Below are 13,867 nucleotides of genomic sequence, written 5' to 3' on the forward strand. Positions count from 1 at the left end.
GTATACAAAAGTAATATCATGAAAACATATATAAAAACTATCATCTATACAGTAATTTCTCTTCTAGCAATAAGTTGTGAAAACAGGTTAGATATTGATCCTGATCAGGCACTTACTACTGAAGATGCATTTAATACTGAAGAAAAAGTATCCAATATACTAGTAGGAGCATATGCCCAAGCTGGACAAGGCGTTAGTTATGGAGGCCAGATATATACAATTTCTGAGCTTCTAGCAAACAATAATGAACTTGCCTGGAATGGTACTTTTACAGATCCAGGAGAGTTTAATAATAAAAATATAAGTACCGATAATACATTCGTCACCAATTTTTGGTTAAACGGATACGACATAAGTAATCAAGCTAATATTGTACTGGACAACTTGGATGTTTTTGAAAACATCGATACAAGAAATTCTGTAGAAGGGCAGGCAAAATTTTTACGAGCAGTAACCTATTTTGATTTGGTTAGGTTTTTCGCGAAGCACAACAATAATGGTGGTAATGGTTCTGAATTAGGTGTCCCGATTGTTAAAACATCTGTTATTACTTTTGCGGATATTACGTATCCATCAAGAAATACAATAGCAGAAGTATATGAATTCATCATCACTGATCTTGAAGACGCTATTGTGTTACTTCCAGAAAACAATGGAGCTTTTGCTTCATCCAACGCAGCCAAAGCATTATTAGCTAGAATACAATTACAAATAGGTAACTATGAGAATGCAAGAGATCTGGCAAATGATGTTATTACATCTGGACAATATAGTCTTACAGCATCTCTTAGCGACGCCTATAACAACAGTGATAATTCTTCTGAAGATATTTTTTCATGGCAAGTGACAGATTCTGATGGAGCTAATACTATGAATACTTTTTGGGCAACGGATAGGTTTGGAGGAAGACCTGGGAATCCAGATATTTCTATCGAGAATGCTTTCTTTGGAATATTTGATGATTTTAACGACGCAAGAGCAAACTTCTTTTACATTGATAATGAAACAGGTTCTGGTATTGCTTCTACTAAATGGATTTTGGGGAATGCAAATATTCCTTTTATAAGATTACCTGAAATGTTGTTAATAAGAGCTGAAAGTAATTTTATACTAGGAACATCAATTGGAGATACACCAGTTAATGACATCGCCGTATTAAGAGCTAGATCAAACGCTAGTGCATTATCCACTGTTGAGTTTATAGATATCATACTGGAAAGATTAAGAGAACTGTCATTTGAAGGACACAAACTACACGATTTCAAAAGGCTAGAAATTCCAGTTGGAGCTTTAAATTTTGATGATGATAACTTGGTACTTCCTATCCCACAAAGAGAAATAAACATCAATCCCAATTTAATTCAGAACGATGGATATTAGTGCATCATAGCAAACATTTTAAAAGAAGGATGTATCATAAATTACGTCCTTCTTTTTTTTAAACTTAATACGCTTCAAAAGAAGTTATATTTTTTAATACCAAATTATAGAAGCTTAACTTCAAATTAAGAAAACCTAGTAGGATAATAAAATATATTTGCACCGAAATTTTATTCAAAGAAAGTTACCATGTTGAATCGACTACGAGGAAAGACTGAACTTCAAAAGCTACAGAGCCAATACTGTAAATTAGTTAAGAGCTCCTATAATCTTGCGATTAAAGACAAAGATAAGAGTGATCATCTCCACAAAGAAGCTATTAAAATTTTAGACCAAATCAAGAAGATAGAACATCAGCTATAATACTATTAGCTCTTTAAATCATGTATAAAATGTAGAGCTTTTTTATTAAAAGTTTCTGGTTGCTCCACATTTACCACATGACCAGAATCTTTTACCACCAAAAGATTAGAAAATTCGTGTAGAGCTACTACTTTTTGTATTGATGGCAAAAAAAGATAATCTTCTTCTCCCATAATATACAAGGTTGGGATTTTGATCTCTTTATCTCTAAAAAAACGTAAAAGCGGATTAATTTCTGAAGTGAGTCTTAACCATCTCAAAAACTCTTTTTGATATATTTTTTTTGCTTCATTAACAAAAAGCAATCTGGACTGTTTGTGATTTTTTTTAGGCATGATTACAAATGCAAAAAACTTATACAAAAACATATAAGGAATTACAGATTTAAACACAACACCTAATCTCATCAGTACTTGGGATCTAAGATTTAATTTCATAATTGCTCCACCCATAATCATACTATCTACTCGATGTGGATGTTTCTCTGCAAGATTTCTGATCAAAATGGTTCCCAGAGAAATCCCAACAAAATGAGAAGAAATTATATTTTCTTTATCAAGAACTTCTACAATATCTGCTGTGATCGTATCAAATGTATATTTAGAATCAAAAGAATCCTTAAGTAATGGTTTAGAGTTACCATGTCCTCGTAAATCAAGAAGTAATATATTATAACACTTCCTAAACGCTCTAAGTTGTTTAAACCATATAGAAGAACTACCTCCAGCACCGTGTACAAAAGTTACCCAAGTAGCATTCTCTGAATGATGATATAAATAATAATTAAGCATATAATATTTAGAAAGATAAAAGTAATGACTTATTACCCTCTATAAGAAGGGTTAACACTATTTAAGGGATTGTTTAATCTTTATAATTAATGAAGTGTCTTAAAATAACTAAATGCATCTACTAACCTTGATCCATACCAGGAAAAATATTCTCCGTCTACCAAAGAAACTTTAGTATTAGGAACCAATTCAGTTACTTCTATCAAATGTTCGTTAGAAAATGGAAAAGGCTCTGATGATAACAAAACAAGATCCAGATCATCTCTGTTTTGAAGCTCTTCCATAATTACTTCTGGATAACGTTCTTGATTACCATAGACATTTACAAATCCGTTAAGTTCTAATATATGATGAATAAATGTACCTCTACCAGCCACCATCCATGGCTTACGCCATATAAAATATGCTACTCTTTGTTGCGGCTTGTCTTTTAGAAATTTCTTAAATGATCTTAACTCTGATTTGATTTTAGAAATTAATGCATCAGCTTCGGTTTTCTTTTCAAATATCTCACCGTACTGTTCAATCATTTCCAGTGATTCTTCCATAGAACCAATATCCGAGACATGAACCGGATATTCCATTTGTAACGTCTCGACCATTTCCTTTGTATTTTCTTCTTTATTACAAAGAATAATATCTGGACGTAAGGCTTTAATTTTATCGTAGTGAACTTTTTTGGTTCCTCCGACAATTGTTTTTTCTTTTCTTATGGAATCTGGATGTACACAAAATTTGGTCACTCCTACTATATGATCAGATAATCCCATGGCAACTAGAAGTTCTGTTTGCGAAGGAACAAGAGATATAATGCGTACTGGTTTTTTTGCTATTGTAAATTCTCTTCCTAATTGATCAGTATACACCATATTTTACAGACATTTCATATATCATAAAAAAATCACAAACACCTAATAATTAACTAATTAAAATTAGGAATTCCTACAAAATATCTTTATATTGTAGGAAATAAAAATAATTTAAAATCTTGGGGCTATGAATTCAATATTACTAAACATTATTGTTTACGGTTTTTTGGCATTTTTTGTGATTTTCATCACATATGGACTTGTTGGTTATGCTAAACAAGTATTTAAAGCCAATAGACGTTAATTTTTTTAATTAAAAATTATTGAAAAAGGAAATCGAGTATACATTCGGTTTCCTTTTTTATTTTCGTGCATTCAATATTTCTTCCATTTGCTGCTGAAGCTCTTTAGCTTTTTCCCCAGCTACTATATCAAAATCCAATCCATCTGAAGCGTAAATTATTCCTCTGGATGAGTTAATCAACAATCCAATCTGATCATTAATTCCATACGTACATACATCTTTTAAATTACCACCTTGCGCACCAACTCCTGGAACAAGTAAAAAGCTATCTGGAATAATTTGTCTAATCTCAGCTAGATATTCTGCCTTTGTTGCTCCCACAACATACATCAGGTTCTTAGCATTATCCCAACCTTTGGAAGTTTCTAATACTTGCTTATACAACTCTCTTCCTTCTACGGTTTTGGTTTGAAAATCAAATGCTCCTTGATTAGAAGTCAATGCAAGCATAATCGTATGTTTATTCTCAAAAGCCAAAAACGGTTCTACAGAATCTTTTCCCATATAAGGAGCTACAGTCACTGAATCAAACTCCAAATCCTCAAAAAAAGCTTTGGCATACATAGAACTTGTATTACCTATATCACCACGTTTAGCGTCGGCAATAGTAAAAACTTCAGGATAGTTTGTATTAAGGTATTCTATGGTCTTTTCTAAAGATTTCCATCCCTTAATACCATAAGCTTCATAAAATGCAGTATTAGGTTTATAACCTACAGCCAGATGATGTGTAGCATCTATGATTTTTTTATTGAACTCAAAAATAGGATCTTCCTCTTCTAATAAATGTTTCGGAATTTTAGCAAGATCTACATCCAGACCTACGCATAAAAAGGATTTCTTTTTCCAAATTTGATCAACAAGTTCCTGAGTGGTCATTTTTTAGTATGATTTGTAATTTATAAAACTATTCTTTTCCGTCTACGTAATCCTGTAAATAAGCATATCTAGTAGTTAGCTTCCCATTTTGTGTCATTCTTGCACGATCTAAAACTCCATCAGCATCACTATCAAAAAATGCTGGAATCACATGTTCCAAAAACATTTCACCAAAACCTTCACTAGCATCTTTCGGCAACTCGCAAGGCAAGTTATCTACCGCCATTACCACAATTGCATCTGGATCTTTAAAATCCACTTCTTGTTCCTTCTCTGGATGGTATCCGTAAATTGGATCCGCTATCGTAGAAGGTCTAATAGTAGTTGCTACTGGACCATCGATATCACAAGAAACATCTGCTACTACTTTGATATTAAATTCTGCCGATTTTGCATCTTCTCTTGTATATAAAAAAGGTGCTCCGTCTCCAAAAAAGTGGCCCGCGATATACATATCACTAACTTCAGCGAATTTCATAAAATCGCTCACATATTCCTCAGTATTGTTATAAAAATCTTTCTTATCAATTACCTTTCCATCTATGCGTTTATTGTAATCCAATACATCAATTTGTGTATATACTGGTTCATCAAAAGTATCCGTAAGGTATTCCTTTACAGAAACTTCTTTAATCTTCATAGCATCCAAAATTTCTTTGGCTCCACATCCTACTTTACCTTTTCCTGTAAGTACAATCTTTATATTCGGCAGATCTATTTTAGATAATTCGGATTCTAATGTTTTTTGATCGGGTAATGTTTCTGCTTTAGGTAGCTCGAAGCTTTCATTTTTAAGCCCTAAAGCTCTAAAGCCATTGTATGCTCCAACAATACCAGCATATCGACCAAAACCAATAAGTCTGAATCCTTTTTTATTTACAATTACCTCGTGATCATACAGTTCTATATCCTTATCCAGGATCGCATTTAATAACGCCCTGTTATAAGGTTGTTTCTTTATAGTATGAGAAAAGAAAAAATATTTTTTATTCGGAATTAATGCATCAATAGGAACTTCTTTCACACCTAATAACACTTCACAATCCGAAAGATCATTGACAACATCAAAGCCCATTGCTTTGTATTCTGCATCATCAAAAACCCTAATATCTGAGTTTTCTACCTTAAAAGATGCTTTCGGAAATTTAGATACTGTGTCGCTAAGGCCCTTTGGTGAGAAGACAACCCGACGATCTGGCGGATTTTTTCGTTCTCTGATAATACCGAATGTAGTCATATAGTTTTTGGTATATATTTTGTTTATGTAAAAGCGCGGCTAAGATATGACAAATATGATTATCTTTGCCAACCATTTTGGCTTTCTAATGAAGGATTTTAGATCAAATTAACTTCAAATGAAAGGTCAGCTAAAAATGAACATCGGGGTCGACTGGTTTTGACAGCGAGATTAATAGAGTGGTAAGCACGTCGAGCGCTGAGATATAGCTCGTAAATATCATATTTCACCTTTTTTAAACGGCGAGAATAACTACGCCCTAGCTGCATAATCCGAATTATAGTAGGATAATGCCTCGGCTCACTAGGTGAGCAAGCAGGATACTCTTCAAAAGCCTTGGTTTATGGCGTTTGGTTTTGAGTATCGTAAAAGTAGACCTAGAAATTATAGTATCTCGATATAGTTTCGAAACTAAAGAGAATAAGCGATACGTTGGCGGTTTTTGGTCTTTCATATCGACGAAAATTAAACAAAAACTAAGCGTGTAGAAAGCTATTGTATTACTTGTTTGGACGAGGGTTCGAATCCCTCCGACTCCACAGAATAACCCTAAATCATTAATGATTTGGGGTTATTTATTTACAGGTGCTAGTTTTACATTTTATTAATCACAAAAGAAAATGTAAACTTATAAATTAAAGAAAATATTCTAACATCTTTATCATTGGTTTGGTGTTTAGAGTTCTAAAAACTATCTAAAATAAAAAAAGCAAAAATGCCATCAATTTATATTGGGGATTTTCCCTATTTTTAGCATTTAAAATAAAGTATGGCAAAAGAAAATAAAATGATCAAATTTCATTTGTTTGATTTTAAATTTACTCCTTTAAAAGAATATGAAAGTTCTAATAATTCATCATCAATTTTGAAATCTTGTATTGATAGGATAAACAATGAAAGAACACAGAATAACAAGGCAATTGTTGTTGATCGGAATGAAAACCGTGATAGCGAATCTAGACAATTATTTGTAAGTAGCGCAGCATATAGATTAAAAGATAAGGTTTACAAATGTAGAATTGCACTTATTAGAGATGGCAAAATCCCGACATTAGTAGATAAAAAATATTATACTCTAACTTCGTTTGATCAACTGGGATCAAATTCTATTGCTGAAACCACTAATTTCTACATAGATATGAATTCCAAAGTTCCAATTGTTTGTTGCGAATTTCATAGTCAAGGACCAAGGATATCAGATATAGAGTACTATTTTCGATATATATCATCCCATAACATGCTTAGATTATCAAAAGCTTGTAAGGCTAATATACATATGGAAATGCCCATTAATGATGTTTTAACTTCAATCTCTGAAGTACTTAAGTTTAAAATTAAGGTTAGGCCACAAAGATTAGCATACATAAATGATAGCGTAAATGCTGCATTCGTTGGTAATATGTATGCATTAGCAAATACAGTAGATCCAAACTATATAAAAGTGGAAGCTTCATTTAGAGATTTTGGCAACGTTGCTTTTAAAAAAAACAATAAAGCAAAGACATTCATAAAACGAACATTAAACGCCATAAATAATGATAATCAGGTTGGTGATGATTTTGATGACTTTTATTTAGAATTTGAAAATAATAAGGGTAATTTTGATACTTTTAGTTTAATAAGCGGAAAAGTAGAACTAGGTGTTAATTGTACTTATTTATCTCCAGGAAACTTAGACACTAAAGAATTATACAATAGAATAATGGTTGAATTTAATCGTTATTTAGATTCTAAAAAATAATAATTTGCAAATGGATAAATATTATGATCGCCCTGTTTTGTATGATTATTTAATATCGTTTATAGTTATTACAGCTATAATCATTTGTGAATATTATAAAATGTTTTCTATTGATAACTCCGAGAAGTACGTTAAAATAGCAACTGATATTGGAAGAACTGGTTTAATTGTATCTGGTTTTATTTTAACAATGGTTACCATACTTTTATCCTTAAAATCGAATCAAATTATTATGGATAAGGAGCTAAAGAATAGTAGCCCTGCATTTTTGATTTTCTTAGCTTCACCTTTGTTTAAGAAGAGCATTAATATTTTAAAGTATGGTATAATATCCTTAGTCACTCTTTCGATTCTATTGTATGTAACAAGTCTAACCGTACCTATTTCTTTTTTTAAATATATGTTATTCTTTGATTTAGTTGGTTTAATCATAATATTTCTTACATTTTTGAGGTGTCTATATGTTCTTTCTTTGATTTTAAAAACTCAAGTAGTTCCTAAGAAAGAGTCAAATTAAATACTTTTGAGAAATACTAATTATTATACAAGAGGATAAATCTCCTTTTTTTTGCCAAGCTATAATAAAAAAATGAAAGTTCAATAAACCGATGGTGAGTTTTATTAAATTGATATTTTTTCTTTTATATTTAGTTATAGGTATTTCAATTACCATAAGGAAGAAAAATGCGTTTCTTTTTTTTATTAAAATGTCTTTGGGGTACTCTACATTGCTGATCTTATTTTTAATTGGAATATTTTATATAGGAAGTTTTTTTTCTAGTAAAATAGATTTTGAGGTATTTAATTTTATCGACATGTATTTCCTTATAAGTAGTTTTATGGGTATTTGGGCTTTACTAATAAATGGTAATGATGACAACTGGACTTAAATAACTTCTAACTTAAAATTAAAAACAAACTAAAGTTCAATAAATAAATAATATGAAATGTCTTTGGTGTTTTAAAACAGAAATAGATGTAACTTTTATAAAGAAAGCACATACAATTCCTAAATCACTAGGCGGACAGAAATACAATAATAATGTTTGTGATGAATGTAATAAATATTTTGGCGAAAAGGGAGATGATAAATACTCTATAGAAGAAGCTTTAAAAGAAACCTTCGTTATCTCAAGAAAAATGCTATATAACCCTAAAGATGGTAAAAGGAAAATAGGGGAATTTAAGTCGAGATTCTTTGAAATAAAAGAACGAAAAGGCAGAAAACGATTAATCATAAAACAATCGTTTAGATTTAATAGGCAATTCCAACAACGATTATGTCGAAATTTTAAGAGGGGGTTGTATAAAATGTATTTTGAAGAATTGAACAGGCAGAAAGGAGTGGGGTATGATAACAAATATGATATAATTAGAAATTTTGCTCGTTATGATAGAGGCGATTTACCTGTAATTTATTTTGAAAGATCTTTTGGAGCTATGATACTATTTAAAAGAGAGGCGGAAACTCCTATTCTATTTTTTGATAGAATGGAATACCTTTTTTCTAATAAGACTTTCGATGAAATAGAGTTTTTAAGTCATGTGTTTGGCTTTCCAATAGGAGATTTTAATGAAAATGATTTTGAGAATTATATGCACAAATCAATAGAAATAAAAGATGGTTTATTCAAAAATGCATTAATTATAAAAAGTCTTCTTGATATTGATTTTACATTAAAAGTAATGAATGACTAAAATTTAGTAAATCGATGAAAAAATAAACTTTAAAGAAAGATAATATCGCTATAAACAGTTCAAAAACATTTCCTATTAGGATTTTTCCGAACTTATCTAATATTTCTTTGTTTGTTTTCATACACTTAATACTTAAAATCAACCATTTCCTTATTAAACCTATCTTTTATTTCTACAAATCTAAAACCAGTAAATTTTTCATGTTTTTTAATTGCATCTTTAAGCTTTTCAGAAACGATATATTCAGGAATATTAGTATGATGTCCCATAATAAATAGATCATCTGTCACTTTTGATAAATCTATTCTTAGTTTTTCTGGGTAAAATATTTTTTTTTCTTTCTGTAGCTTTTCATAATCTTCATTATTATTTATTTCTACGTAAGTTCTATTCGTTTTATCCGTAAAGTGGTGGTATCTACTTGGAAAATAAAACACACTATTTTTGTAATCTAAAATATACTCTTTGTTTTGATAACAAAGTCTAAACAATGAATACCCTTCTATAGTTCTTTTGTTTTGATGTGTTAGAATATTCCAAGATTGAAATTCTTGCGTTTTAAAACCTTTTAAAAACTCTATAAACGATTTTTCAAAAACTCTACTTCCAGCAGGTGTTTTTCCTGCTGTGTTCAGAAAAGTTGTAAAACCTGCTTCTGGATCTAAAACAAGTTCAGGTAAAGAAGGAAGGGAAATACACCCTTCCTCTTTATAAGCCCATTTTTGTTTTTTTATATAATCAGCATTATACGTTTCGATAACTTGGGGATAAGCTCCTATTAAGTTAATATTAATACTATTTTTTAAAACAAAAAACTTCATGAAATTTTAATTATAGTTTATAATTATTTATTACGTCAAGTAAATCAAATGAGCCTAAGTTAAAGGTAGGGTCTCCAGCTCTCATACCAATATGTAATTGTAACAAATTCTGGAATTCTGCTACTTCTTTAGCTGCTTCATCTATGTTATTATATGGTAATCGTTCTAAAGCTTCTCTTACTGCATTGTTATAGGCTGAATGTCCAATCAAATACGGATATTAAATATTTCATTATCAAACACTATATAATTTAAAGAAAGATTATCAAAGTCTTGAATTCTATACCAGTAGGATAATTGCATACCAGCTGTTCTTGGATTTTTATTATAACCTAAATGAGTAATTATTCTATCAATAGAAAAAAATCAGATAAAGAAAGTTTTAATAAAGGATAATCATTATTTTAATGATAAGGTTTTTAGGGTATATATCTTTTCAAAAAATCACAGGAATTGGATTATTTATATAATATCTAACGATTAATATTTTTATAGTAGTCGTTCTTATTCCTCAATAAACTCCAAATTATTAAGCTTGTAAAAATCCGTTACCCCTTTGGTAATCTGTTGGACTTTTTTTATCTCTAAAGGATAATACATAGATAGAATATCCTTGTTATCAATAATTGGATGAACTTCACTTTGAATCTCTTCTGTTACATACATTTCCAAAATTGTAAAACTAAAAGTAAGAGGCATATCCGAATCAGCCTCTGCCTGTTGAATATATACCTTATAACAATCAAAACCTTCAATAGTTTTTCTGTCTTCTTTTATCTCTTTAGAATTAATTATAAGCCATTTCAACCTATTTTTAAAGCTATTTTTTGAAATCTTTTTTTCACTTAAAACAATAGAGTCTTTTTTTCTAAAAGTATATATAGCAGAATCCTGAACCTTTAAAAAAGAGATGGAATTGTTTCGTTTTTCAGCTTGAGTAAGGACGTCTGAATGCATCTCCTCTATCATATTATTCAATAGTTCTCCCAATAAAAAATCTCTGGCCTGTTTGATTTTTACAGAATCATTAGTTTGTTTAAGTTTAGTTAGTTGTAAATCAACTAACTCTTTGTTAGCTTTTTCGATACTTTTCTTGACTTGCAAAGGGTCAACTGTGTTAGTTTGAGAAAAGCTTATTTGTCTAATTTCCTGAGAATATCCTATAACAGAATATAGAGCTAATAAATAAAAAGTTCTTTTCATAAAATTATTGTAAGAATATTGGCTAGGCTATGGAAATATACACCTAGCCAATATCTATAAGTATTAGTTTTTAATAGTTTGACTAAATCGGGAAATCCAACCATCTTCAATCATATGTTCAGATTTAAGGTCCTCACTTATTTTTAAAAGGTCAACTTCTTTTCCTTCCTCTTTATGAATAATCTTAAATTCCTCGTTTTCATCAAAGATTCTTAAAAAATCAAAGATCAAACTTTCCAATGAATCTTTTACAAGAGAAGAAGTTTTCTCTTTTAATTCTCCTGACTCTATATTTTTAAGAATATTGGTTGACAATATCTCATAATTGTCTTCAAAAACATTTTCTATTAAGATTTTTCCAAATTTATCTAGTATTTCCTGATTCGATTTCATATTATTAAATTAGTTTAAATTAATACCATTCCAAGGGATATTCACTATAATAGACACTCCTTGCTCTTTAAGGTCTTTCAAAGCTTCAATTACCCAAAATCTTGCGATGTCTTGAGGTATTCCAATATCGACCATCGCTTGAATTTCTATATTTGCAACATCCGCTATTGTCATAGTAGAGTTCGGATTTGCCTTTTTCCAAGCAGAATACAAACTATTTTGTTTACCTGTTATTTTGGCATGAACATTTATTAAATCTGCTAAAGGATTTGCTTCTTTCCATACTTTTTTAAGTGTATTGACGGAAACACTAAAAGCTGCTCTAAAGTCGTATGCAGATTCTCCTTCAAAAGCTTTTTTTGCTAATGGATGATGACCTTTAACTTTTACATATTCACCTGTCCCTTCTTTAACAGACCTTCCAATACCTGATAATAAATCAATTACACCGTCAATTTCATCGCTAAACTTTTTTAGTTTTTCAGCGAGTTTTGCAATTTCTTCGGCACCTTCTGCAATAATTTTTAAACCTTGTTCACCTCCTTCAGTAGTAACTACTTTAACCACTCCTTTTGCTCCTGTAGAAACCCATCCTACAAATGGAATAGCTGAAGCTAAACTTAATGAGCCATTTATATTATCTCCTTCTAAAAAATAAATTCCTCCATTAACTAAATCTGCAGCTTCTCCAAAGAAAGGAACTATTCCTGCAATATCTAATCCTAAATGAATTAAATCTTTAGATGCTTCCCAATATACTCTAGCGTCTGACCATTCAGGATGAATTGCTTTGAGAGCCGCACAACGCATTGAAAAACGCATTTGAAAGAATGGATCGGTAGTATCTGTTTCGTAAAAACTATTTATAGAAGTCAGAAAGTCATCGCTATGCTTTTCTAAATTATTTGTACGAAGAGCTCTAAGAGTTAAATCAGTTGCTTTTATTCCTGCTTCAGAATATTGTTCCTTTGCAAGCAAACTGGCTAATTCTGCTTCCTCTTCAGGGTGAGTGTCTAGGTATAATGCTGCAGGTGTTCCAAATTCAATATTTAAGTGACTCCTTAATGCAAAAGTGCTAATATCATTGACAGGTGTGGTAATTACAGAATTAGGCTCGTTGTTATCAGTAGTGCCTGTTCCTCCAGTACCGACACCTCCATTATTTCCATCAGGGTTTCCAGTATCGTTGTTTCCTCCCCCAGAACTACTACACCCGTCAGCAGGTTGAAAGGTTTCCGTAACAGGAATACAGACTTCCATTGTCCCTTCATTCCCCGTGCAATTAGGTCCCCAAGGATGATCTTCACCTCCATAGTCACAAGAAACAACTGTATAACAAATAGTGTAGTTTAAAATATAAGGTAAACAATCGTTTTTTTGTTGATATACCGAATTTAAATCTAAATCAAGTTCTTGAATAGAAACCTTGTTTTCAGTAGAAAACTCATTTCCAAAATACAAGTCTTCTCTATCTTTTTTCGTTAGATTATAAGTGTACATATAAGAATCATACAAACCATCTTTATTTAAACTAAAAACAAGATTTTTAAGTGTATGACTCGATTCTTCTTCTAAGACACTAAAGGTGTATGAGTGATATGCTCCCTTTTCCATATACTTAATATTCTCATTAGATATTAGGAAGCTGTTACCAGAAGCTTTAGAAACCCCATTATTAAAATGTTCTGATACTCGTTGAAAAACTAAATCATTTTTTTCAAGCTCTTTCGACCCAATCGTTTTAACTATTAACTCATTTGTTACTTCTTGAGAAACGATAGATTCTTTTTCACATGAAAAAGATATTACTAAAAGAAATAGTAATAATAATTTCGTTAAATAATTTCTGTTAATTGTCATATTCATATTTTTTTATTTCGCTTACTCTTTTTAGGTTTTCAGTACTCCCCCTAATTCATTGTTTTCCCAAGACAGACTATCTAGAAAAATGGTTCTAAAATGTTCCTGAACAAAAAAAGCGTACATGTCAACTATGAATATTAATTATTAGCAGAAAAAATCACCTTAAAACAAATTAAATTGAAATTTAATACAGGCGTAAATAATCTAATTAGTAAAACTTATTATTAATAAAATAGAAAGGTTTCCCTTTTAAACTGTTAATCTTAAAATTGTTACTAAATGCCAAAAAATCAATATTACAAAGTAATATCTAAAACAAAAAAGTTTTTTTATGTTTTAGATTTAGCGATGGTAGTTTAACAAACACTTTTCTTTAGAAAAATAT

14 protein-coding genes and 1 other RNA gene are annotated in these 13,867 nt (G+C 30.6%); 6 read left to right on the plus strand and 9 right to left on the minus strand.

Translation table 11 applies throughout. The features are described from left to right. Positions 1-18 precede the first annotated feature (18 nt). Together QBK95_RS02655 and QBK95_RS22930 are read left to right on the plus strand one after the other, a co-directional pair. A complete protein-coding gene (locus QBK95_RS02655; RefSeq protein WP_280930273.1) occupies positions 19-1,380 on the plus strand; it encodes a RagB/SusD family nutrient uptake outer membrane protein in 1,362 nt (453 codons plus the stop codon). Between the two features lie 189 nt (positions 1,381-1,569). Next, a complete protein-coding gene (locus QBK95_RS22930) occupies positions 1,570-1,743 on the plus strand; it encodes a Lacal_2735 family protein (protein ID WP_445012616.1) in 174 nt (57 codons plus the stop codon). Between the two features lie 5 nt (positions 1,744-1,748). Here QBK95_RS22930 and QBK95_RS02660 read toward each other — a convergent pair whose 3' ends face one another. The 4 genes from QBK95_RS02660 to QBK95_RS02675 form a co-directional block, all read right to left on the minus strand. Then, positions 1,749-2,534 (minus strand): alpha/beta fold hydrolase, encoded by a 786-nt coding sequence (locus tag QBK95_RS02660; protein ID WP_280930275.1) that lies wholly within the window; start codon positions 2,532-2,534, stop codon positions 1,749-1,751. 86 nt (positions 2,535-2,620) lie between these two features. Next, a complete protein-coding gene (locus tag QBK95_RS02665; protein WP_280930277.1) occupies positions 2,621-3,403 on the minus strand; it encodes an ABC transporter substrate-binding protein in 783 nt (260 codons plus the stop codon). A 301-nt stretch (positions 3,404-3,704) separates the two neighbouring features. Further along, a complete protein-coding gene (pyrF, locus tag QBK95_RS02670; RefSeq protein WP_280930279.1) occupies positions 3,705-4,526 on the minus strand; it encodes an orotidine-5'-phosphate decarboxylase in 822 nt (273 codons plus the stop codon). 28 nt (positions 4,527-4,554) lie between these two features. After that, positions 4,555-5,763, minus strand: a complete 1,209-nt coding sequence (locus QBK95_RS02675; RefSeq protein WP_280930281.1) for an NAD(P)-dependent oxidoreductase — start codon at positions 5,761-5,763, stop codon at positions 4,555-4,557. A 145-nt stretch (positions 5,764-5,908) separates the two neighbouring features. Here QBK95_RS02675 and ssrA point away from each other — a divergent pair. From ssrA to QBK95_RS02695, 4 genes are all read left to right on the plus strand, one after another. After that, positions 5,909-6,305, plus strand: a transfer-messenger RNA (tmRNA) gene (gene ssrA / locus QBK95_RS02680). Positions 6,306-6,532: 227 nt separating this feature from the next. After that, complete coding sequence (locus QBK95_RS02685) at positions 6,533-7,504, plus strand: hypothetical protein (RefSeq protein WP_280930283.1); 972 nt, start codon at positions 6,533-6,535, stop codon at positions 7,502-7,504. Between the two features lie 10 nt (positions 7,505-7,514). Beyond that, positions 7,515-8,021 (plus strand): hypothetical protein, encoded by a 507-nt coding sequence (locus QBK95_RS02690; protein ID WP_280930285.1) that lies wholly within the window; start codon positions 7,515-7,517, stop codon positions 8,019-8,021. A 425-nt stretch (positions 8,022-8,446) separates the two neighbouring features. After that, complete coding sequence (locus tag QBK95_RS02695; protein WP_280930287.1) at positions 8,447-9,202, plus strand: HNH endonuclease; 756 nt, start codon at positions 8,447-8,449, stop codon at positions 9,200-9,202. 125 nt (positions 9,203-9,327) lie between these two features. On the opposite strand, the gene QBK95_RS02700 is transcribed toward QBK95_RS02695, so the two are convergent. The 5 genes from QBK95_RS02700 to QBK95_RS02720 all read right to left on the minus strand — a co-directional run bounded on the left by QBK95_RS02700 (position 9,328) and on the right by QBK95_RS02720 (position 13,479). Beyond that, positions 9,328-10,023: a hypothetical protein gene (locus tag QBK95_RS02700; protein WP_280930288.1), complete on the minus strand. Its 696-nt coding sequence runs from the start codon at positions 10,021-10,023 to the stop codon at positions 9,328-9,330. 10 nt (positions 10,024-10,033) lie between these two features. Further along, positions 10,034-10,234 (minus strand): hypothetical protein, encoded by a 201-nt coding sequence (locus tag QBK95_RS02705; protein ID WP_280930290.1) that lies wholly within the window; start codon positions 10,232-10,234, stop codon positions 10,034-10,036. Positions 10,235-10,527: 293 nt separating this feature from the next. Beyond that, positions 10,528-11,226 carry a hypothetical protein gene (locus QBK95_RS02710; RefSeq protein WP_280930292.1) on the minus strand — a complete coding sequence of 233 codons (699 nt, stop codon included), beginning with the start codon at positions 11,224-11,226 and terminating at the stop codon, positions 10,528-10,530. 63 nt (positions 11,227-11,289) lie between these two features. Continuing rightward, entirely contained in the window at positions 11,290-11,619 is a 330-nt protein-coding gene (locus QBK95_RS02715) for a hypothetical protein (RefSeq protein ID WP_280930294.1), read from the minus strand. 9 nt (positions 11,620-11,628) lie between these two features. After that, positions 11,629-13,479, minus strand: coding sequence for a hypothetical protein (locus QBK95_RS02720; RefSeq protein WP_280930296.1), 1,851 nt, complete (start codon positions 13,477-13,479; stop codon positions 11,629-11,631). Between the last annotated feature and the right edge of the window lie 388 nt (positions 13,480-13,867).

The organism is Aquimarina mycalae, assembly GCF_029906345.1.
Lineage (GTDB): Bacteria > Bacteroidota > Bacteroidia > Flavobacteriales > Flavobacteriaceae > Aquimarina.